At 63.9% G+C, this 19,096-nt stretch carries 20 protein-coding genes; 5 read left to right on the top strand and 15 right to left on the bottom strand.

The window, feature by feature from the left end; all coding sequences use genetic code 11:
* Nucleotides 1-16: 16 nt before the first annotated feature.
* The 12 genes from MTR72_RS13205 to MTR72_RS13150 form a co-directional block, all read right to left on the bottom strand.
* Nucleotides 17-751, bottom strand: a complete 735-nt coding sequence (locus tag MTR72_RS13205; RefSeq protein WP_280971162.1) for an outer membrane lipoprotein carrier protein LolA — start codon at nt 749-751, stop codon at nt 17-19.
* 183 nt (nt 752-934) lie between these two features.
* Nucleotides 935-3,418, bottom strand: a complete 2,484-nt coding sequence (locus MTR72_RS13200) for a DNA translocase FtsK (protein WP_280967532.1) — start codon at nt 3,416-3,418, stop codon at nt 935-937.
* Nucleotides 3,419-3,427: 9 nt separating this feature from the next.
* Complete coding sequence (locus tag MTR72_RS13195) at nt 3,428-4,642, bottom strand: aminotransferase class I/II-fold pyridoxal phosphate-dependent enzyme (protein WP_280967533.1); 1,215 nt, start codon at nt 4,640-4,642, stop codon at nt 3,428-3,430.
* A 328-nt stretch (nt 4,643-4,970) separates the two neighbouring features.
* Entirely contained in the window at nt 4,971-5,375 is a 405-nt protein-coding gene (locus MTR72_RS13190) for a GFA family protein (RefSeq protein ID WP_280967534.1), read from the bottom strand.
* 122 nt (nt 5,376-5,497) lie between these two features.
* The gene (locus tag MTR72_RS13185) at nt 5,498-7,099 is read right to left on the bottom strand and encodes a caspase family protein (protein ID WP_341510398.1); all 1,602 of its coding nucleotides are present in this window, start codon (nt 7,097-7,099) and stop codon (nt 5,498-5,500) included.
* A 215-nt stretch (nt 7,100-7,314) separates the two neighbouring features.
* Nucleotides 7,315-8,763: an ammonium transporter gene (locus MTR72_RS13180; protein WP_280967536.1), complete on the bottom strand. Its 1,449-nt coding sequence runs from the start codon at nt 8,761-8,763 to the stop codon at nt 7,315-7,317.
* A gap of 37 nt (nt 8,764-8,800) precedes the next feature.
* Entirely contained in the window at nt 8,801-9,139 is a 339-nt protein-coding gene (locus MTR72_RS13175; RefSeq protein ID WP_280967537.1) for a P-II family nitrogen regulator, read from the bottom strand.
* 471 nt (nt 9,140-9,610) lie between these two features.
* On the bottom strand, nt 9,611-10,213 hold the full coding sequence (locus MTR72_RS13170; RefSeq protein WP_280967538.1) for an ATP-dependent Clp protease proteolytic subunit: 603 nt from the start codon (nt 10,211-10,213) through the stop codon (nt 9,611-9,613).
* 52 nt (nt 10,214-10,265) lie between these two features.
* Nucleotides 10,266-10,619, bottom strand: a complete 354-nt coding sequence (locus tag MTR72_RS13165) for an SRPBCC family protein (RefSeq protein ID WP_280967539.1) — start codon at nt 10,617-10,619, stop codon at nt 10,266-10,268.
* Nucleotides 10,616-10,930, bottom strand: a complete 315-nt coding sequence (locus MTR72_RS13160; protein ID WP_280967540.1) for an ArsR/SmtB family transcription factor — start codon at nt 10,928-10,930, stop codon at nt 10,616-10,618. Before MTR72_RS13160 ends, MTR72_RS13165 begins: the two co-directional genes overlap by 4 nt.
* 92 nt (nt 10,931-11,022) lie before the next feature.
* Nucleotides 11,023-12,324 carry an ammonium transporter gene (locus tag MTR72_RS13155; protein ID WP_280967541.1) on the bottom strand — a complete coding sequence of 434 codons (1,302 nt, stop codon included), beginning with the start codon at nt 12,322-12,324 and terminating at the stop codon, nt 11,023-11,025.
* Nucleotides 12,325-12,498: 174 nt separating this feature from the next.
* Nucleotides 12,499-12,837, bottom strand: a complete 339-nt coding sequence (locus MTR72_RS13150) for a P-II family nitrogen regulator (protein WP_027554019.1) — start codon at nt 12,835-12,837, stop codon at nt 12,499-12,501.
* A 245-nt stretch (nt 12,838-13,082) separates the two neighbouring features.
* Between MTR72_RS13150 and MTR72_RS13145 the strand changes: the two genes are divergently transcribed.
* The gene (locus MTR72_RS13145) at nt 13,083-13,961 is read left to right on the top strand and encodes a DUF4339 domain-containing protein (protein WP_280967542.1); all 879 of its coding nucleotides are present in this window, start codon (nt 13,083-13,085) and stop codon (nt 13,959-13,961) included.
* A gap of 1 nt (nt 13,962) precedes the next feature.
* Here the strand turns inward: MTR72_RS13145 and tesB are convergent, their stop codons facing one another.
* Entirely contained in the window at nt 13,963-14,823 is an 861-nt protein-coding gene (tesB, locus tag MTR72_RS13140) for an acyl-CoA thioesterase II (RefSeq protein WP_280967543.1), read from the bottom strand.
* 209 nt (nt 14,824-15,032) lie between these two features.
* On the opposite strand from tesB, the gene MTR72_RS13135 reads away from it, so the two are divergent.
* Nucleotides 15,033-16,253 carry a ubiquinone biosynthesis hydroxylase gene (locus tag MTR72_RS13135; RefSeq protein ID WP_280967544.1) on the top strand — a complete coding sequence of 407 codons (1,221 nt, stop codon included), beginning with the start codon at nt 15,033-15,035 and terminating at the stop codon, nt 16,251-16,253.
* A 69-nt stretch (nt 16,254-16,322) separates the two neighbouring features.
* Here the strand turns inward: MTR72_RS13135 and MTR72_RS13130 are convergent, their stop codons facing one another.
* The gene (locus MTR72_RS13130) at nt 16,323-16,520 is read right to left on the bottom strand and encodes a Trm112 family protein (protein WP_280967545.1); all 198 of its coding nucleotides are present in this window, start codon (nt 16,518-16,520) and stop codon (nt 16,323-16,325) included.
* Between the two features lie 81 nt (nt 16,521-16,601).
* Nucleotides 16,602-17,132 carry a TetR/AcrR family transcriptional regulator gene (locus MTR72_RS13125; protein ID WP_280967546.1) on the bottom strand — a complete coding sequence of 177 codons (531 nt, stop codon included), beginning with the start codon at nt 17,130-17,132 and terminating at the stop codon, nt 16,602-16,604.
* Nucleotides 17,133-17,239: 107 nt separating this feature from the next.
* Between MTR72_RS13125 and MTR72_RS13120 the strand changes: the two genes are divergently transcribed.
* The 3 genes from MTR72_RS13120 to MTR72_RS13110 all read left to right on the top strand — a co-directional run bounded on the left by MTR72_RS13120 (nt 17,240) and on the right by MTR72_RS13110 (nt 18,893).
* Nucleotides 17,240-17,590: a hypothetical protein gene (locus MTR72_RS13120; RefSeq protein WP_280967547.1), complete on the top strand. Its 351-nt coding sequence runs from the start codon at nt 17,240-17,242 to the stop codon at nt 17,588-17,590.
* Nucleotides 17,591-18,001: 411 nt separating this feature from the next.
* On the top strand, nt 18,002-18,280 hold the full coding sequence (locus tag MTR72_RS13115; protein WP_279373844.1) for a PepSY domain-containing protein: 279 nt from the start codon (nt 18,002-18,004) through the stop codon (nt 18,278-18,280).
* A 19-nt stretch (nt 18,281-18,299) separates the two neighbouring features.
* Nucleotides 18,300-18,893, top strand: coding sequence for a cytochrome b/b6 domain-containing protein (locus tag MTR72_RS13110; RefSeq protein ID WP_341510397.1), 594 nt, complete (start codon nt 18,300-18,302; stop codon nt 18,891-18,893).
* Nucleotides 18,894-19,096 lie beyond the last annotated feature (203 nt).

The raw sequence follows: 19,096 nt of genomic DNA, 5'->3' as shown, positions 1-19,096 counted from the left end.
ACCCACCCTACGATTCTCAACCCGGCGCCGGGCCGTAATTGGTGAAGTCGATCTTGAACATGCCGGGATCGAGCTTCTTGGTCGAATCGAGATTGTAGACCGCGATCGTGGTGTCGTAGCCCTGCGGGTCGGTGACGGTCCACTGCTTGAGCTGGCCGTCCTTGGCACCGAACATCAGTAGCAGGCGGCTGGTCCCGACCAGCGCCTGTTTCTCCTCGATGGTGACGCTGACGAAGACGTCGTCGGCGGTGACATTGACGACGTTGGTATCCTTCATCAGGTCGATCCGGTCCGACAGCAGGAAGCGTAGCGGCGTCTGCGACAGCGGATAGACATCCTGCGTCGCGAGCTTGCGGTCGCGCACGACCAGCGACGAGCCGTCGGCGATGATGTCGATCGGGCTCGGCGGATCGTATTCGAAGCGCACCTTGCCCGGCTTCTGGATGTAGAAGTCGCCCTGCGTCTTGCTGCCGTCGGGACCGACCTGGACGAAATTCCCGACCAGCGTCTGCAACGACGACAGATAGGCGCTCACCTTGGCGGCTTGGGCTTTCTGGTTCGCATCGAAAGTCTGGAAGATGCTGCTCGGCACGTTGCGGCGCGGATCCGGGATTACCGGATTCGGCGGCGTGTGCGTCGCGCCCGTCGTCGTCGGCCCACGCTGGGCATCGGAGCCAGATCCGCCATCGCGGCCCTTCGGCGCAGGCTTTGGAACAGGCACATTCTGCGCAAACGACGTCGCGGTCGCCATCGCGGCGGTGACGAGAAGCACGCCCACGACGCGCACGCTTCGCGCAGCGACGGAGGCAGCGAATCGAATGTCCGGATGTCTGGTCAACACGTCGTCCTGTTTGGCTGGGCGCCCTTTTACCGTGATTTTGGGCAAAAGCGGAGATCGTTTTTGCGTGAAAATAGCATTCCGAGGCGGCTTGCCTCACATATGGCTGTCTTCTTCCTCGACCAGAATCTCGCGCTTTCCCGCGTGGTTGGCGGGTCCGACAATGCCTTCCAGTTCCATGCGCTCCATCAGCGATGCAGCGCGGTTATAGCCAATTTGCAGGCGGCGCTGGATGTAGCTGGTCGAGGCCTTGCGGTCGCGTTTGACGATCGCAACTGCCTGCGCGAACAGGTCGCCGCCGCCATCCGCGCCCATGCCGGTGGCATCGAACACCGCGCCATCCTCGTCCTCTGTGGGCTCTTCGGCGGTGACCGCCTCGAGATATTCCGGCTGTCCCTGGGTCTTGAGGTGACGCACCACCTTCTCGACCTCCTCGTCGGACGCGAACGGGCCGTGCACGCGGCTGATGCGGCCGCCGCCGGCCATGTAGAGCATGTCGCCCTGGCCGAGCAGTTGCTCGGCGCCCATCTCGCCGAGAATGGTGCGGCTGTCGATCTTCGAGGTGACCTGGAAGGCGATGCGGGTCGGGAAGTTCGCCTTGATGGTACCGGTGATGACGTCGACCGATGGACGCTGCGTGGCGAGGATCACGTGCAGGCCGGCGGCACGCGCCATCTGCGCGAGACGCTGGACAGCGCCTTCGATGTCCTTGCCCGCGACCATCATCAGGTCGGCCATTTCGTCGACGATGATGACGATATAGGGCAGCGGCTCGAGCGAGAGCTTCTCTTCCTCGTAGATCGCCTTGCCGGTCTCCTTGTCGAAACCGGTGTGGACCGTGCGCGTCGGCTCCTCGCCTTTGGCTTTCACTTCGAGCAGGCGTGCATTGTATCCGTCGATGTTGCGCACGCCGAGCTTGGCCATGTTCTTGTAGCGCTCTTCCATCTCGCGCACGGCCCATTTCAGCGCGACCACGGCCTTCTTCGGATCGGTCACGACGGGCGTAAGCAGATGGGGGATGCCGTCATAGACGGAGAGTTCGAGCATCTTCGGGTCGACCATGATCAGCCGGCACTGGTCGGGACGCAGCCGGTAGACCAGGCTGAGGATCATGGTGTTGATGGCGACAGACTTACCGGAGCCGGTGGTACCGGCGATCAGCATGTGCGGCGTGCGCGCCAGATCGATGATGACGGGATCGCCGCCGATGGTCTTGCCGAGGCAGAGCGGAAGCTTTGCCACCGTCTCGGTCGCCTCCTTCGCGACGAGCAATTCGCGCAGGTAGACCTTTTCGCGATGCGCGTTCGGCAGTTCGATGCCGATGGCGTTGCGGCCGGGAACGACGGCGACGCGCGCCGACAGCGCGCTCATCGAGCGGGCGATATCATCGGACAGGCCGATCACGCGTGAGGATTTGATACCGGGCGCAGGCTCCAGCTCGTACAGCGTGACCACCGGACCCGGATTGGCCTTCACTATCTCGCCGCGCACGCCGAAGTCCTGGAGCACGCCTTCGAGCGCGCGCGAATTGGCCTCGAGCTCGGCTTTGCTGAGCGGCTGGCGATCGGCAGCCTTCGGCGCCGCCAGCATGGAGACGGACGGAAGGTCGAACTTGTCGGAAGATTTCTTCGCTGGCGTCTTCGGCGCGGCCTTCTTGCGCGGGCCACGCGCGGCCGGCGCCTCCTCTTCCTCTTCCTCGTCTTCTTCCTCTTCGTGCTCGTCCTCGTAGTCCTCCTCGTCGTCTTCGGACTGCGGCGAGATCGAGGGGGCGGCGCGGCCGCCGCCGAGATTGGGCTCCTGACGCTCGAACGAGGCGGCGCGGGCCTTGGGCCCACTCGAGACCAGCGCGCGATAGGCGGTGCCGAGCAACCAGATCAGCCGCGCCTTCGTGCTCATCAGCGCATGGAACAGCCAGCCCAGCGAGACCGAGCCGCGATCGGACTCCTCTTCGTCATCGAGCGGCGTATCGTCGTTCTCGATCGGCCCGAGCTCTTCGTCATGCTCGCGCGCGCCGAGGCCGCAAGCGATCAGGAAGGTCGCGGTCATCGCGACGAACAGGATGACACCGAGCACCATGCGGTAGATCACGCCGGGCGGTCCGAAGATCACGGCGGGCGCACGCACCAGCGCATCGCCGACGACGCCGCCGAGCCCGGTCGGCAGTGGCCACGCGCCGCCATGCGGCCAGCAGCTCGCGAAGCCTGCCCCAATCGCCGTGCAGAGAATCCAGCAGCCGAGCCGCAGCGCCTCGCGGTCGAACGGACGATGGGTCAGCATGCGCCAGCCCCAAACCGCGACGGTGAGGACCAGCATGATCGCGCCGAGCCCGAGGATCTGCATCGCAAGGTCGGCGCCGATCGCGCCGGCATAGCCGAGAATGTTGCGGATCGGTCGCGAGGTCGCGTGACTGAGGCTGGGGTCCTGCACCGACCACGTCATCAGCGCGGTCGCGGCGACGCCCGACAGGGCGATCAGGCCGAGGCCGGTGAGCTCGCGCAGGCGCCGCGTCAGCGCCTCGCGGATCGAGGGCGGCAGATGGCCCACCAGTGGAATGACACGTTCGATTGCCGACATGCTCATGGGCCCCGCCTAACCCAGAGTCTCGACCAGGCGGTGCAGTGCCGCCGCCGTGGTCTCACCATCCTGTACCAGCGCGAGGCGAATGAAGCCTGCACCCGGATTGAAGCCGTCGGGCTGCAGCCGCGCCAGATAGCTGCCCGGCACCACGCGCACGCCGGCTTCTTTGAAGAGCTTGACGGTCACGGCCACGTCGTCGCCGAGCTCGGACGTGTTGAGCCAGACGCAAAAGCCGGCGTCGGGCCGGCGATAGCCGTAACGATTGCCGATGATCTGGTCGGCGAGATCGAACTTGATCCGGTAGAGCCTGCGGTTCTCCTCGACATGCGCCTCGTCGCCATAGGCGACCGCGCCGACATGCTGCAGCGGCACCGGCACCTGCGGCGCCGCGACGTTGCGGAGCTCGAGGAACATGCTGATGAATTTCCTGTCGCCGGCGGCGAAGCCGACGCGCATGCCCGGCAGGTTCGAACGCTTCGACAGCGACTGGAACGCGACCACGCGGGTGAAGTCGGGGCCGGCGCATTCGAGGGCGCTGCCCGGCGCGTCGCGGGTGTAGATCTCCGAATAGCACTCGTCGCTCAGGATCACGAAACCATGGCGATCGGCGAGCTGCTTCAAGCGAATGAAATAGTCGCGCGAGGCGACCGAGCCCTGCGGGTTGGCGGGCGAGGCCAGGTAGAACGCCACCGTGCGCGCCAGCGTCGCCTCGTCGATCGCATCGAGATCCGGCAGGAAGCCGTTCTCGACCGTGGTCGGCAGATAAATCTGCTCGCAAGCGGCCGCGCGGGCGCCGGCGCCATAGACCGGGTAGAACGGGTTCGGCATCAGGATCGCGGGTTTGCCGGGACGCGGCCCGACATAGCGCGCGGCCGTGATCGCGGCGAAGAACAGCCCTTCGCGGCTGCCATTGAGAACGAGGATCTCGCTCTCGGGGTCGATCGGGCGCGGCAGATTGAAGCGCGCCGACAGCCAGGCGCTGGCGGCTTTGCGGAACGGCTCGATGCCCTTGGCAAGGGGATAACGGCCGAAATCGGCGGTATGCTTTGCCAGGACTGGGCCGACGAAGTCCGGCACCGGGTGCTGGGGCTCCCCAACTGCCAGCGTAATCAGTGGCTTACCCGGCTGGTACGGCGCCAATAGTTCGTTCAGCCGGATGAACGGCGAGCGTTCGGTATCGGAGCTTCCACCGCCCAGCGGCGCACGGGATGAAGCGGTCATAGCCATTCGTTGGGCGCCAGCACTCTTGGAACTGCCGGTCACGGAAAAGGCGCCGGCGGGAAGCGGTTCAGTTCACCATAGATAGGGCGAGGTTAAGACGCGATTAACCATCGGCGGGTGGGTCCGTCCAGACCGGAATAATTAGACCGGAACAAGAGGATGCGCCCTTGGCGAGGACCGCCGGTTCCCGATGGCGGGATGCTGTCGCGTGGCACGCAGGGCCGTCGCCGAGTATATCCGCGCCGTCTGACCGGGCTTGTCCCGGCCATCCACAACCCTTCCCGTTGCCCCAAGATGCCCGGGACGAGCCGGGCACGACGAGAGACGCGAACGGCTAATGGCCGGGCAGCTTCTCGAATGTCGGGATGCCTGTCGGGATCTGATGGAATTCCTGCTTGTCGCAGGTGTAGATCGCCATCTGCGGCTTGAATTGCGCGGGCTCATCCAGCGTGCCGACTTTCAGGATCGCGGCGGGAAGGCCTGGAACCTTGGTGACCAGATGGGTGCCGCACTCGGCGCAGAATTCGCGCGTGACGGCGCGTTCAATGTCCTTGCGGGTGAACTGCTTGGGCTGTCCGGTGATGTAGCTGAATCCGGCCGCTGGCATCGCGATGAAGGTGTTGGGCGCACCGCCCGAGATGTACTGGCACTCGCGACAATGACACTGCGCCTGCATCATGGGGTCGCCCTCGGCGACATAGCGCACCTCGCCGCAATAGCATCCACCTTCCAGTCGCATGGCGACCTCCCTTTAGTTGTTCGTTGAGGTCGATATTTCTGCGCCGCCTGCTCCGAATGGCAATCCCTTTCTTTCGCGCGTGCCGGCAAAAAAGACATCGCCCCGCAACGGTCCTGTGGCAGCTATCTCCTGGCAAGCCCGCAGCCGCTGAACCCTCGGCCATACCAGCATCCGCTGCTCATGCACTCTGCTTCCAGCCGCGGGCAAGCGGTTGAAGCACAATCCGCGCGGCCACCGAGACTGACACACGCCACGGCGCACCTGCTTCGCATCGCCGAGCAGCTCAGCCCGCCACCGGTCTGCCGGGCCTTTCCACCTTCCCGCTGTTCGGGCGAGACCACGGCCGTCTTGTCGTCGCGCTTTGTGGCCCGTTTCGGATCAGTCTGAGCCGGGTTTGCATTCGGGCCCTGGGGTGCCAGTTTCGACAATTCCATCCGGCAGGGCCGCGCAGTCTCGGTGCGAACGCCGGCTCCGCTCGCCTCCTTCAGCGCGAGGACGATCTTGTACTGGTAGGGACTGCCGGCGGGACGGCGCAGCGGATCGTTCTCGCCAAAGAGACCATTGACAGTGATGCTCGCGCTGCCATCGGCCTCGATCCTTCCATCATAGACGGACGAGCCGGGCTTGCCTTCGTCGCCAAAGACGGCGTGAAGCACCCCATCCTTGATACGCAGGGCGTACTGGTAATAGCCCTCCGGGAATGGTGGCTTGCTCTCGCAGGTCTCCTTGCCGATCCAGGTTCCGTCGAAGGCGGCGCTGCGCTTTACGTCATCTGCGGATTTTGTCAGCGCTGCGATACGGGATTTCGCGAGGTCGGCGAATGCGCAAGCCGGGAAGCGTACGAGGTGGTCCTTGAATGCCGCAAGCGTGCCGAGGGCTTCCGCGCTGCGCCAATGATCTCCGGCATCCGCACAGGGATCGGACTGGGGCGGCGCCGATGGGGCTAGCGCCGCGGTCTCGGGCTTGCCGTTCAGGTAGTACTCGCCAAAGAACGACAGCGAAAGCTCGGGCACCTGCGAGCCGTTGGTGCGCTGGTAGACGCCGGCGCTGATGGTCTGAAACACCGTATTGATGTTGTCCCTGTCGCGGATATGCTCGAGGAACGCGCTGGTATAGGGACTGTTACGGCCGTCGCCGTCATCGGCGGTCCGCCCGGCCTGGGTTGCATAGGAGATGATCGTGCCGTCCGGGCTCTCCATCTTGGCCAGCCCGCGTGCCACCGTCACGCCGCGGCCCTGCCCCACGTTCCGCCGCAGCTCGTCGGCAAAGGGGTTGTCGCGGCAGGCGTCGAGCACAAGGATCCGCAGGTTCTTCGCCTGCTGCAGATCCGCAAGGATTTCGTCAGCACGCACCAGACGCCGCAAATCGACCTCGTCACGGACGACGGCATCGACAGGTACAAGATAATTGACGCCGGCGAACTGGAGCGCGTGCCCGCTGTAATAGAACAGGGCCACGTCGGCACCGCGGGCCTCACGCGCAAAGCGAAGCACGGTGTCCTGCATTGCGGCCTGATCGAGATCGGTCGCGACCAGGGGCTCGAATCCCGCTCGCTTCAGTGCCGCTCCGACGTCAGCCGCATCATTGGTCGGATTGGTCAGGGCGGGAACGTTCCTGTAGGCGCCGTTGCCGATCACCAGCGCGACGCGCTTGTCCGCGTGGGCATCAAGGGCCGACAGAGCAAGCAACAGGAAGCAAAAAGCCAGGAATTGCAACAAACGCATGAAATTCCGCTCCAAATCGGGAGCATGATATTCGCCAATCTTGGCATTATGCAATTTGGCTTACGGCAGTTCATCTGCCGGGACTGTGCGGCGCGTCAAAAAGAAAGGGGCTCCAACTTGCGCTGGAGCCCCTCAACGGTCGGGGCATTGCCGGGTATGTGCCCAAACCGTAGTTCTGGGCGCGATTTCCGAGGAGATCGCGCCCGGGAGGAGAGTTACATGTTGTAGGCGCGCTCGGTGTGCTCGGTGATGTCGAGGCCTTCGCGCTCGCTCTCGACGTTGGTACGCAGACCAACGATCACATCGACGACCTTGTAGAGGATCGCCGAACCGATGCCCGACCACACCAGCGTGGTGCAGACGCCGGTAGCCTGCGCGATCATCTGCGCCGCGAAGTCGTAATCGGCAACCTTCGGCGGGATCGCCGTGTAATCGACGATGCCTGCACCGCCGAGGGCGGGGTTGACCAGGATGCCGGTGCCGAGGGCGCCGACGATGCCGCCGATGCAGTGCACGCCGAACACGTCGAGAGAGTCATCGTAGCCGAGCGCGTTCTTCACGACGGTGCAGAAGAACAGGCAGACCACGCCGACCACGAGGCCGAGGACGATCGCGCCCATCACGCCGGAGTAGCCGGCCGCCGGAGTGACCGCGACGAGGCCCGCGACCGCGCCGGAGATGACGCCGAGCACCGACGGGTGGCCCTTCACGATCCACTCCGCGAACATCCACGACAGCGCGGCGGCTGCGGTGGCGACGAAGGAGTTGGTCATGGCGAGGGCTGCGCCGCCATTGGCTTCGAGGTTGGAGCCGGCGTTGAAGCCGAACCAGCCGACCCAGAGCAGCGAAGCGCCGATCATCGACATGGTCAGCGAGTGCGGCGCCATCAGGTCCTTGCCGTAACCGATGCGCTTGCCGATCAGGAGAGCGCCGACCAGGCCGGCGATACCGGCGTTGATGTGAACGACGGTGCCGCCCGCGAAGTCGATCGCGCCCTTCTTGAAGATCCAGCCGGCGTCGGCGCTGATCTCGTCGAGCTTGGCCTGCGCCGCGGTCTTCGCCGCCGCATCACCCGCCGCAGCGAGCGCCTTGGCCGCATCCTGGATCGCGTCCGGGCCGGGCCAGTACCAGACCATGTGCGCGATCGGGAAGTAGATCAGCGTGACCCAGAGCGGGATGAACAGGGCGATCGCCGAGAACTTCATGCGCTCGGCGAAGGCGCCGACGATGAGGGCGGGCGTGATCGCCGCGAAGGTCATCTGGAAGCACATGTAGATGAGCTCCGAGATGTTGGCGTCCACGCTGAAGGTTGCGGCCTTCGAGTCGGTCGTGACGCCCATCATGAAGGCCTTGGAGAAGCCGCCGATGAAGTCGGAACCGCCGGTGAAGGCGAGGCTGTAGCCGTATACGGCCCAGATCACGGTGACGACGCAGACGGTGTAGAACACCTGCATCAAGACCGAGAGCATGTTCTTGGAGCGGACGAGGCCGCCATAAAACAGCGCGAGGCCCGGGATCGTCATCAACAGCACGAGCACTGTCGATGTCAGCATCCAGGCGTTGTCTCCCTTGTTGACCGTTGGCTCGGCGTAGGCTGCGGTCGCAGCGAACATGCCGACTGCGAGAGCCGCCAATCCCGCGCCATAGGGACGCTTAAACGTCATTGTATTCACTCCTGATTGGATAAGGTTGAGCGCGAAATCAAAGGGCCGCGGCGTCGGCCTCGCCGGTGCGGATGCGGACCGCATGGTCGAGGTTGATGACGAAGATCTTGCCGTCGCCGATCTGTCCGGTTTTCGCGGCGGACGTGATGGCGTCGATGGTCTTGTCGACCTGCCCGGAGGCGACAGCGACTTCGATCTTGATCTTGGGCAGGAAGCTCACGGCGTATTCGGCGCCGCGATAGATTTCCGTATGGCCTTTCTGACGGCCGTATCCCTTGACTTCCGTCACCGTAAGACCGTGAACGCCGATGGCGGTCAGGGCGTCACGGACTTCTTCCAGCTTGAATGGCTTGATAATCGCCATAACAATTTTCATGGGTCCTATCCCCGCTTGGGCCCGGTCCGGACATGGCCGGGCGTTTCTCGACTGGTTCGCCACGAGGAGAAGTTTCACTACGCGGGCACAGCCAGGACCCTTAGAATCAAATGCCGTGCCAGATCGTCCGCCTTGCCTAACCGACTATGAATGCGGGGCTTTCCGCGTTTGGCGGGTGGTGTGCCGCAGTGCGCTATTACGTCGCGCTCAAAACGTAATCATGCCTGCTCAAAGTGCAGGCATGACAGGCTGCCGACACAATGTTGCTCACGTGTCGGGCAGCAGCACGGTATTTTAGTGTGGGTAAGGGTAGGCGCTACCGCAGGGCCTTGGCATGTTGCGAAATGTCGAGCCCTTCGAGCTCGTGCTCACGGGACACGCGCAATGGCATTCGAGAGCGACCAGCTTGAGCAGGACAAAGCCCACGCCGGCGGTGAGGCAGCCGAATGGTATTCGGTGGAAGGTCGACCATCAGGCGGCGTCGCGTTCCGCGAAAACCCTGTCGATCAGTCCCCATTCGACCGCTTGCTGCGCGGTCATGAAGTGGTCGCGGTCAAGGGTCCGTTCCACCTCCTCCTCGGGGCGCCTGCAATGTTGCGCATAGAGCCGGATGATGCGCCGCTTCGTTTCCTGCATTTCGGTGGCATGGATCATGATGTCAGACGCCTGGCCTTGAAATCCGCCGAGTGGCTGGTGCACGTGAAGGCTCGCGTTGGGCAGGGCGGCGCGGTGACCGGGCTCGCCGGCCATCAGCAGGAAGGACCCCATGGAGCGCGCGGTGCCCATGCATAGCGTATGGACCGGCGCCTTGATGAACTGCATGGTGTCGTACATCGCAAGTCCGCTGGTAATCACGCCGCCATAGGAGTTGATGTAGAGATTGATCGGCTTGTTCGGGTTCTCTGCCTCCAGGAACAGGAGCTGCGCGCAGACGAGTCCGGACATTGCATCATTGACTTCGCCATTGAGGAAGATGATGCGCTCGCGCAAGAGTCGGGAGTAGATGTCGAAGGATCGCTCGCCGCGGCTGGACTGTTCGACGACCATAGGCACGAGTTGCAGCATGTCGCGCATCTGCGACCTCCGTTTCTACAGGGGATGAAGTCGTATTATCGCTAAAGCGCGATCAGGCCGCGCGCATCAGGCGGCAATTGGTGTTAGCCGGCCGCGGCAGCTTTTCGTTGACGTCGCAGGCTTGTTGGATGATGCGAAACCGAGTGCCGCCGGACTCGTTCGGTTCGATCCTGAAGGTGACGTGGCTTTCTCGAAAAGGGGGCTCGGAATCGCGGAGCCGGTAACGCACCTCTTCGCCCGCGACCGATGATTCGAGCTCGGCGCCCGCAAGGTCGGCATCCGGCAGCCAGCGCTCGCGCAGGGCCGGAATGGTGACGGCACGCCAGACCTTTGCTGGCGGTGCATCGAGGTCATATTCGAGAACCAGGGCTGCGTCGGGCTGATCCGGCTTCACTGCGTCGCTCATTGATCCATATCCTTCAAGAGATCGGCGAGCGCTTCCACGCGTTTCGGCCAGTAGGCTCGGTAGCGCGCAAGCCATGTCCCGATGGTGGCGATGCCGTTCGGATCGACCTCGTAGTTCACAAAGCGGCCCTGCCGCTGTTCGCGCACGAGACCTGCTGCACGCAGAACCGCGAGATGCTGCGACATCGCCGGTTGGCTGATCTCCAATCCGTCGCGCAAAGCGCTGGCATTCAGGCTTCCGCCAGCGAGCCTTTCAAAGACCTTTCGGCGCGTCGGGTCGGCCAGCGCCCTGAAGATGTCGGCTTCGATCATGACAACACATAAGCACACACTTATGTGTTGCGCAAGCCCCGAGAATCTGAGGCTGTCCGGTGCTTGGAGCGACCGGCAGGAAGCGCACCGAACTACTGCAATGCCTCACCGTGCTGGGAAATGTCGAGACCTTCCAATTCGTGCTCACGCGAGACGCGCAAGGGCACGAACAGGGCGACCAGCTTGAGCAGGATGAAGCTCACGCCCGCCGACCACACGAAGGTGACGGCAACGCCATAAAGCTGGATCAGAAGCTGCTGCGGGTGACCCTCGAGCAGGCCGGCGGCCCCGCCGATGGCGCTGGTCGCGAACACGCCGGCAAGCAGGGTGCCGGTCAGCCCGCCGATGCCGTGGACGCCGAACACGTCGAGCGAGTCGTCATATTTGAAGCGGTGCTTCAGCCAGGTGCAGGCCCAATAGCAGACCGCTCCGGCAATTACGCCGATGACGATGCCGTGCCAGGGCGCGACGAAGCCCGAGGCCGGCGTAATTGTGCCGAGCCCGGCGACCGCGCCCGAGATCATGCCAAGCACCGAGGGCTTGCGCCGCGTCGACCATTCGATCGCGCCCCAGGTTACTGCGCCGGAGCAGGCCGCAAGATGCGTCGCGATGATCGCCATCACCGCGCGCGCGTTGGCCGCGCCCGCCGAGCCGCCGTTGAAGCCGAACCAGCCCACCCACAGCAGGCCGGTGCCCATCACGGCGAGCGAGAGATCGAACGGCGAGAGATTGTCGGTGCCGTAGCCATGACGGCGTCCCATCACCTTCGCCGCGACGAGGCCGCCCGTGCCGGCCGACAGATGCACCACGAGGCCGCCGGCGAAATCCAACACGCCCGTGCTGGCGAGGAAGCCGCCGCCCCAGACCCAATGCGCCAGCGGAATGTAGACGAAGATGAACCAGGCGATGGAGAACAACAGATAAGCGGAGAAGCGCATGCGGTCGGCGACCGAGCCCGCCACCAGCGCCACAGTGATGATGGCGAAGGTCATCTGGTAGAGCATGAACAGCGCTTCCGGAATCGTCTTCGCGGCCGGATTGACGCTGTCCAGCGTCATGCCGGCAAGGAACCAGCGGTCGAGCGTACCGAGCCACGGGCCGTCGCCGACGAAGCAGAGCGAATAGCCGAACGCGACCCAGAGGATCGAGATCAGCGTCACCGCGGCGAGGCTCTGCGCCATGGTGGCAAGCACGTTCTTCTTGCGCACCATGCCGGAATAGAACAGCGCGAGCCCTGGGATCGTCATCATCAGCACCAGGGCGGTGGCGACGATCATCCAGGCGGTGTCGGCGGTATTGATGTCGCTCGTCGCCGCGCGCGCCGGCGAGGCAATGACGGACAGAAGTCCAATCGGCGCAGCAATGCCCGCTGCGCGGCGCAAATTTACCGCCATGTCGTTTTCCCCAGCTCATAGGTCAGGTCGAACGCTGTGGCGTCGTTGCCGGTGCGTTTCGAAGAAAGAGTCAGTCGCAACTGTGTCACAAGCATTTCACCCCCTCATCCTGGGGAGCGCGCCTATGCGCGTCTCGAAGGATGGCCGCGGGCAAGATCCGGGCGACGCGGTCGATCAGAGCGCGTCGCTGTCGGTCTCGCCGGTGCGGATGCGCAGCGCGTGGTCGATCGGCGTGACGAAGATCTTGCCGTCGCCGATCTGCCCGGTCCGCGCGGTCGCGGTGATCACGCTGACCGCCTTGTCGGCGATGTCGGAGGGGACTGCGATCTCGATCCGCAGCTTCGGCAGGAAGTTCACGACATATTCGGCGCCGCGATAGATCTCGGTGTGACCCTTCTGGCGGCCATAACCCTTCACTTCGGTCACGGTCATGCCGTGGACGCCGATCGCTGTCAGTGCCTGACGGACCTCATCGAGCTTGAAGGGTTTGATGATCGCGACGACGAGTTTCATGGTCAGGCCTTATTTTCCCGGGCTTCGCAGCGCTGCATGCGAACGGCGCTGCGTCAATCTGGCATCTTTCCGGGCAAATGGCACAAAAAAGTTGCAGATTGAAGGGGAAAAACGCGCGCGGCCCGCGGCCGTCGCCTCTGTACAGGGCAGCCGTCCACCCTTCACAATGCACTTTTGGTGTGGAGGCGGTGAACCTGCGCGTGCCGGACGGTACATAAGTATTTTGGGACTAAAGGGGGCGCTTCATGGCGAGTTGGTTCTACGCATCCGAGGGCAAGCAGCAGGGGCCCTATCCCGAAGCGCAATTCCGCGATCTCCTCGCCCAGGGCATCGTCCGTCCCGACACGCTGGTATGGACCGAAGGCATGGCCGGCTGGCAGAAGGCGGCCGAAATCCCCGGCTTGATCGGCGGCGTCGGTGCGCCGCCGATGGTCCCTGCGGCCGGTGGTTCCCCCGTGCGAGCCGGGGCCGGTGGACCGTTGACGAGCGATTTCAGCGTCTTTGGACTTCTCGGCCGCAGCATCGTGTTCATAATCGGCACGTTGCTGGTGATCCCCGCACCATGGGTTGCCGTCTGGTTCTACAAATGGGTCGCGTCCCAAATCCAGGTGCCGGGCCGGCCGAATTTCGGCTTTGTCGGCCAGCCGATGGACATCTGGTGGGTGTTCATGGCGTCCGCGCTTCTGACCTATGCCGGTGTGACCGGCATTTCGATCGCGCCGCTGATTGGCCTCGTCATCCAGTCGTTGCTGGCCTGGATGATCATCCGCTGGATCGCCGTCAATCTCACCTCGAACGGCGAGCGGCTGCCGATGTCGTTCCAGGGCAGCGCGATCGGTTACATCGGCTGGTATCTGCTGATGTTCATCTCCACTATCACCATCATCGGCTGGGCCTGGGTGATCGCGTTCTGGATGCGATGGATCTGCAGCAACATCGAGGGCACGCGGCGCGAGGTCGTGTTCAACGGAAGCGGCTGGCAGATCCTGTGGCGAACGGTGGTGTTCTCCCTCGCCTCGAGCTTCATCATTCCGATTCCGTGGATGCTGCGCTGGTACGCGCGCTGGTACGTGTCGCAATTCGCGCTTGTCGATCGCGGCGCCGTAGTCAACCACGGGTTCTGAACTACTTCCGCTCGCGCACGGAGCCTTCCTGCGCGACGGAGGCCACCAGCGTGCCGTCGGGCTTGAAGATCAGGCCGCGGGTCAATCCGCGGCCGCCCTGCGCGCTCGGCGAATCCTGCGCGTAGAGCAGCCATTCATCGGCACGGAAGGGGCGGTGAAACCACATCGCGTGATCAAGGCTCGCCGGCATCATCCGCTTGTCGAACAGCGTGCGGCCATAGCGCGCCATCACCGCGTCCAGCAGTGAGAAGTCCGACGCATACGCGAGCGCGCACATGTGCAGCGCCGGATCGTCAGGCAGTTTGGCTGCGGTCCTGATCCAGACATTGATGCGCCCGTCGTCGATCTTCTGGCCGAAATAGCGGCCGAGCTCGACCGGACGCAGCTCGATCGGACGATCGGATTCATAGTAGCGGCGGATGAATTCCGGCATCTCCCGGAACATCGGCTGCTTGGCGACCTCCTCCGCCGTGAGTTTTTCCGGCGGCGGCACGTCGGGCATTTTGTCCTGGTGGTCGAAGGCGCCCTCCTCCTCGGCATGGAACGAGACCATGATCGAGAAGATCGCGTTGCCGTGCTGGATCGCGGTGACGCGGCGCGTCGAATAGCTCCTGCCGTCGCGCAACCGCTCGACCTGATAGATGATCGGAATCTGCGGATCGCCCGGCAGGATGAAATAGCAATGCAGCGAGTGCGGCAGCCGGCCCTCGACCGTGCGGCAAGCCGCAACCATCGCCTGCCCGATTACCTGCCCGCCGAACACCCGCTGCCAGCTTGTCTTCGGGCTGTTGCCGCGGAACAAATTGACCTCGAGCTGCTCGAGGTCGAGGATCGAAATGAGGTCGATCAGGCTTTTGGACATTGGTCGAGCTTTCGCATTGTCGTCATTCCGGGACGCGAGTTAGCGCGAACCCGGAATGCGGAAGTTTATTGCGCGAGATTCCGGACTTCGCCTCTGCGATGTGCCGCGGAACGATACATTGCGGAACAGGCCCGCCCTTGTTTCACAGCACTGTTTCGCCCACCTCAAGTCTGCTAGCAAGACCCACGAGTTGGCCGGGAAATTTGGGTATGTCGGTACAGGGTAGCATTGTCATTTGCGGCGGCGCGTTTGCCGGCCTGGCGCTGGCGCTGGCGCTGCGTCAGGGCCTCGGGCCTGACGTGCCCGTTATCGTCGCCGACCCCGCGCTGGCGACGCGCCCGAGCCGCGATGCGCGCGCCACCGCGATCGTTGCGGCCTGCCGCCGCCTGTTCGAGGCGATCGGCGCCTGGGATGACGTCAGAGGCGAGGCGCAGCCGATCCTCGACATGGTCGTCACGGATTCGAAGCTGGAGGACGCCACGCGCCCGGTGTTCCTGACCTTCGCCGGCGACGTTGAGCCGGGCGAGCCCTTCGCGCATATGATCGAGAACCGCCGCCTGATCGATGTGCTGGTGGCGCGCACGGCAGCCGAGGGCGTCGATCTCCGCGCCACCGCGGTAACGTCCTACGACGCGCGTCCCGACGGCATCGACGTGACGCTGGGCGATGGCAGCGTGATCGCCGCGGGCCTTTTGATCGCCGCCGATGGCGCACGATCGAGGCTGCGCGAGCGCGCCGGCATCGCCACCCACGGCTGGGAGTACGATCAATCCGGCATCGTCGTCACCGTCGGCCATGAGCGCGATCACGAGGGGCGCGCCGAAGAGCACTTCTTACCCGCAGGTCCCTTCGCGATCCTGCCGCTTACGGGAAAACGGTCCTCGCTTGTCTGGACCGAGCGCCGCGCGGAAGCCGCGCGCATTGTTGCCTTGAGCGAAGAGGAATTCCACGGCGAGCTCGAGCAGCGTTTTGGCCTGCATCTCGGCGAGGTGAAGGCGCTCGACAAGCCGCGCGCGTTCCCGCTGTCCTATTTCGTGGCGCGTTCCTTCGTCGCCGAGCGCCTGGCGCTGGTCGGCGATGCCGCCCATGTCATCCATCCCATCGCCGGCCAGGGCCTCAACATGGGGCTGAAGGATGTCGCGGCGCTGGCCGAGGTGATCGTCGACGCCGCGCGGCTCGGCATGGATATCGGCGCGGCCGACGTGCTCGAACGCTACCAGCGCTGGCGGCGTTTCGACACCATGGCGATGGGGGTCGCGACCAATTCGCTGAACTTCCTGTTCTCAAACAAGTCGACGCTGCTGCGCACCGTGCGCGATATCGGCCTCGGCATCGTCGACCGCGCGCCGCCACTGAAGAATCTCTTCATCCGCGAGGCCGCCGGTCTGACGGGCGAAGTGCCGCGGCTGTTGAAGGGCGAGGCGTTGTAAGGAGGCGAATTGTGCGTGGCGAATAGCGAGTAGGTCCATTCGCTACTCATCATTCGCTATTCGCCATCCTCAATCGATCTTCCGCGCCTCCTCAGGCAGCATGATCGGGATGCCGTCGCGGATCGGATAGGCGAGCTTGGCCGACCGCGAGATCAGCTCCTGCCGCGCGGCATCGAATTCGAGCGGGCCTTTGGTCAGCGGGCAGACCAGGATCTCCAGCAGTTTGGGATCGACGCTGTTTTCGGGGCGTTCGGTGGTCGCGTTCATTGTTGTCTCCGGTGATCGGGTGCCTGTAGCACAGAACGCGGCCGCCGCCCAAACTCCGTATATCGGGAATGGTGCGCTGCCCTAGGCGGAGACCATGCGCAAGAGCTCATCGAGCTGAGCTTTGAGCCGTGCGGCCGGCACTGGCACGCCCGACAGGGCGAAGCCGAGAAACGTCCAGTACAGGATTTGCGCGCGGGCCTCTGCCGTCGCCGGGCCAAGCCCCCGCTTCGCCAGCAGCGTCTCGATATAGTCGAGCCGCCGGCGGTCGATGGCGCGGACCGCTGCCTGCGCGGCCGGATCGAACGCCGCCCAGTTGCGCACCGAACGCTCGAGGTCGAGTCGCGCCCCAAAGGACCTGCGCAGCAGGGATTTTAGCGGCTCGTTGCTGTCGGCCTCGACGTCGGCGATGATCTGCTCGGCCGCGATCTCGCGCCAACGCTTCAGCACGGCCGCGTGGAACGCACCGAGATCGGCAAAATGCCAGTAGAAGCTGCCGCGCGAGACGCCCATGGCTCTCGCCAGCGGATCGGCCTTCAGTGCGGTGAAGCCGTCCTTGGCCAGCGCCTTCAGGCCCTGATTGATCCAGTCGTCGGCGGAGAGCTGTTCGGCCATGTCCGGTTCCAAATACCCGACCATACACTAGTGTATTGACAGACGCTGCGCCAGCGTCTACCCCACCATACATATCTGTATGGTAAGAATTGTTGGGAGACATGGCGATGCGCGATCTCTTGCTCCAATGTGCCGGACTTGCCGTGATCATCGCGGCCCTCGTTCACGGAATCCTCGGTGAGACCAAGGTTTTCGCGCGCGCCCGCATCGAGCCGGAACGTCTGCGCACCCTGATCCGCCTGGTCTGGCAGACCTCGACAGTCGCCTGGATCGGCGGCGGCGTGTTGCTCATCGCGACCCCCTGGATGGCCTCGGAGCCGGCCCGTCACTGGATCATCACCACGCTGGCCTGCGTGTTCGCCTTCGCGGCCTTCGCCAATGCCTTCGCCACACGCGGCCGGCATTTCGGCTGGATGGCGCTCAGTGCCGTCGTCGTGATGGCGGTCGCCGGCTACTAGCGTTGTGACTCCGACAGTCCATTCCGTCATCCCGGGGCCTGAGCGGAGCGAGGGAGCCCGGAATCCATAGGGCCGCAGAGCACGTGGATGAATGGATTCTCAGATGCGCAGTTGCGCATCATAGCTCGCGACTTCGTCGCGCCCCGGAATGACACTGAGTGAATCAGATGTCAGAGACGCAACACTTGCGGCCGTGCATCCGAGAACGCGGCCGATCCGAACTCATGAGGCGTAAGGCCGCAGCGGCGCATCAAACGCGCGCTGCATGCGGAGAGCGCTGATCTTTTCGCCGACGTTAGAATATATCTAAAGCCATTCAGCGTTGAACCCGATTGACTCCGCCGTCACCTCTGCTTCCTTCGATCGCGCTTCGCGCAAGATCTTGCGCACACGAAACAGGAGGAGATTTTCGTGAGAGTCATTCGTGTTGTTGCCATTGCACTTTCGATCGGGATGAGCATGGGGTCGGCGGCCATGGCCGACGGCTTCAAGAACTGCACCAAGCTCGACAAGGCGTCCTGGAAGCCGGCCGGCGATGCCGAAGCCAAGGCCAAGGCGGCCGGCTATGAAGTGCGGCGCTCCAAGATCGAAGGTTCGTGCTACGAGGTCTACGGCGTGAAGGAAGGCAAGCTCTACGAGCTGTTCTACAGCCCGGAGGATCTCAGCCTGAAGCACACGATCGCGAAGTGACGTTTAGAGTGATCCTGGCTTGATGGAAGAGGCGGTGTCAGAAGCGCGCAGGACGTCCACACCGAACTCCGCGGATCGAACCGTTTCGCGGACAGTGGGGGTCTGGGACCTCCCGTTGCGCCTCTGGCACTGGTTACTGGCCGGCTTTGTTCTGGTCGCCTGGTTCACGCCCAATGTTTATGACGGGCTTCACCGCATCGCCGGCTACACCGTGATCGGGCTATTGGCCTTCCGCCTGATCTGGGGGGCCTATGGAAGGCGCTACGCGCGCTTCCGCATGGTCGGGGTCAGGCTTCGCGCCGCGCCGCGCTATCTCTGGAATCTGCGCCGCGGCATGACCGGACGCTATATCGGGCTCAATCCCGCCGGCACGTTGATGCTGGTGGCTCTGCTCCTGACCCTCGCCGTCTCCGCGATATCAGGCGCGATGGCGGTCACCGTCACCTTCTTCGGCGTCTGGTGGGTCGAGGACACCCACGCCTATTCCTCGGACGCCGTCATCGTCCTGGTCGTGTTGCACGTGGCTGGGGTGATCTTGATGAGCATTCTCCAGCGCGAGAACCTGGTGAGCGCGATGTTCACGGGCCGGAAGCGCATCCGCAATCGTCTCTAGACGTTCGTGCCCTTCCCTGCGGGCGCCTCCCAACTCGGCCCTGATGCCGATGGCACTATCCCCTCGCCCAAACATTCCGCCAATCTCAGATTGTGCGGGCAGTTTTTACCTGCCGATAAGCATGCAACCGGGAATTGCACGAAATTAACGCGAACAACGCTTAGCCCGTTCACAATCAGGAACATTGACGATGGAGCGGCTTT

The organism is Bradyrhizobium sp. ISRA442, from assembly GCF_038085055.1.
Lineage (GTDB): Bacteria > Pseudomonadota > Alphaproteobacteria > Rhizobiales > Xanthobacteraceae > Bradyrhizobium.
This window is presented reverse-complemented; position numbering and strand designations above follow the sequence as displayed.

What these genes read in the sequence shown, in the direction of transcription:
- MTR72_RS13170 (WP_280967538.1), bottom strand. Translation starts at nt 10,213, where the DNA reads ATGCGCGACATGCTGCAACTCGTGCCTATGGTCGTCGAACAGTCCAGC.
- MTR72_RS13145 (WP_280967542.1), top strand. Translation starts at nt 13,083, where the DNA reads ATGGCGAGTTGGTTCTACGCATCCGAGGGCAAGCAGCAGGGGCCCTAT.
- MTR72_RS13120 (WP_280967547.1), top strand. Translation starts at nt 17,240, where the DNA reads ATGCGCGATCTCTTGCTCCAATGTGCCGGACTTGCCGTGATCATCGCG.
- MTR72_RS13175 (WP_280967537.1), bottom strand. Translation starts at nt 9,139, where the DNA reads ATGAAAATTGTTATGGCGATTATCAAGCCATTCAAGCTGGAAGAAGTC.
- MTR72_RS13195 (WP_280967533.1), bottom strand. Translation starts at nt 4,642, where the DNA reads ATGGCTATGACCGCTTCATCCCGTGCGCCGCTGGGCGGTGGAAGCTCC.
- MTR72_RS13130 (WP_280967545.1), bottom strand. Translation starts at nt 16,520, where the DNA reads ATGAACGCGACCACCGAACGCCCCGAAAACAGCGTCGATCCCAAACTG.
- MTR72_RS13180 (WP_280967536.1), bottom strand. Translation starts at nt 8,763, where the DNA reads ATGACGTTTAAGCGTCCCTATGGCGCGGGATTGGCGGCTCTCGCAGTC.
- MTR72_RS13155 (WP_280967541.1), bottom strand. Translation starts at nt 12,324, where the DNA reads ATGGCGGTAAATTTGCGCCGCGCAGCGGGCATTGCTGCGCCGATTGGA.
- MTR72_RS13135 (WP_280967544.1), top strand. Translation starts at nt 15,033, where the DNA reads ATGTCGGTACAGGGTAGCATTGTCATTTGCGGCGGCGCGTTTGCCGGC.
- MTR72_RS13165 (WP_280967539.1), bottom strand. Translation starts at nt 10,619, where the DNA reads ATGAGCGACGCAGTGAAGCCGGATCAGCCCGACGCAGCCCTGGTTCTC.
- MTR72_RS13190 (WP_280967534.1), bottom strand. Translation starts at nt 5,375, where the DNA reads ATGCGACTGGAAGGTGGATGCTATTGCGGCGAGGTGCGCTATGTCGCC.
- MTR72_RS13185 (WP_341510398.1), bottom strand. Translation starts at nt 7,099, where the DNA reads ATGCGTTTGTTGCAATTCCTGGCTTTTTGCTTCCTGTTGCTTGCTCTG.
- MTR72_RS13150 (WP_027554019.1), bottom strand. Translation starts at nt 12,837, where the DNA reads ATGAAACTCGTCGTCGCGATCATCAAACCCTTCAAGCTCGATGAGGTC.
- tesB (WP_280967543.1), bottom strand. Translation starts at nt 14,823, where the DNA reads ATGTCCAAAAGCCTGATCGACCTCATTTCGATCCTCGACCTCGAGCAG.
- MTR72_RS13125 (WP_280967546.1), bottom strand. Translation starts at nt 17,132, where the DNA reads ATGGCCGAACAGCTCTCCGCCGACGACTGGATCAATCAGGGCCTGAAG.
- MTR72_RS13205 (WP_280971162.1), bottom strand. Translation starts at nt 751, where the DNA reads ATGGCGACCGCGACGTCGTTTGCGCAGAATGTGCCTGTTCCAAAGCCT.
- MTR72_RS13200 (WP_280967532.1), bottom strand. Translation starts at nt 3,418, where the DNA reads ATGAGCATGTCGGCAATCGAACGTGTCATTCCACTGGTGGGCCATCTG.
- MTR72_RS13160 (WP_280967540.1), bottom strand. Translation starts at nt 10,930, where the DNA reads ATGATCGAAGCCGACATCTTCAGGGCGCTGGCCGACCCGACGCGCCGA.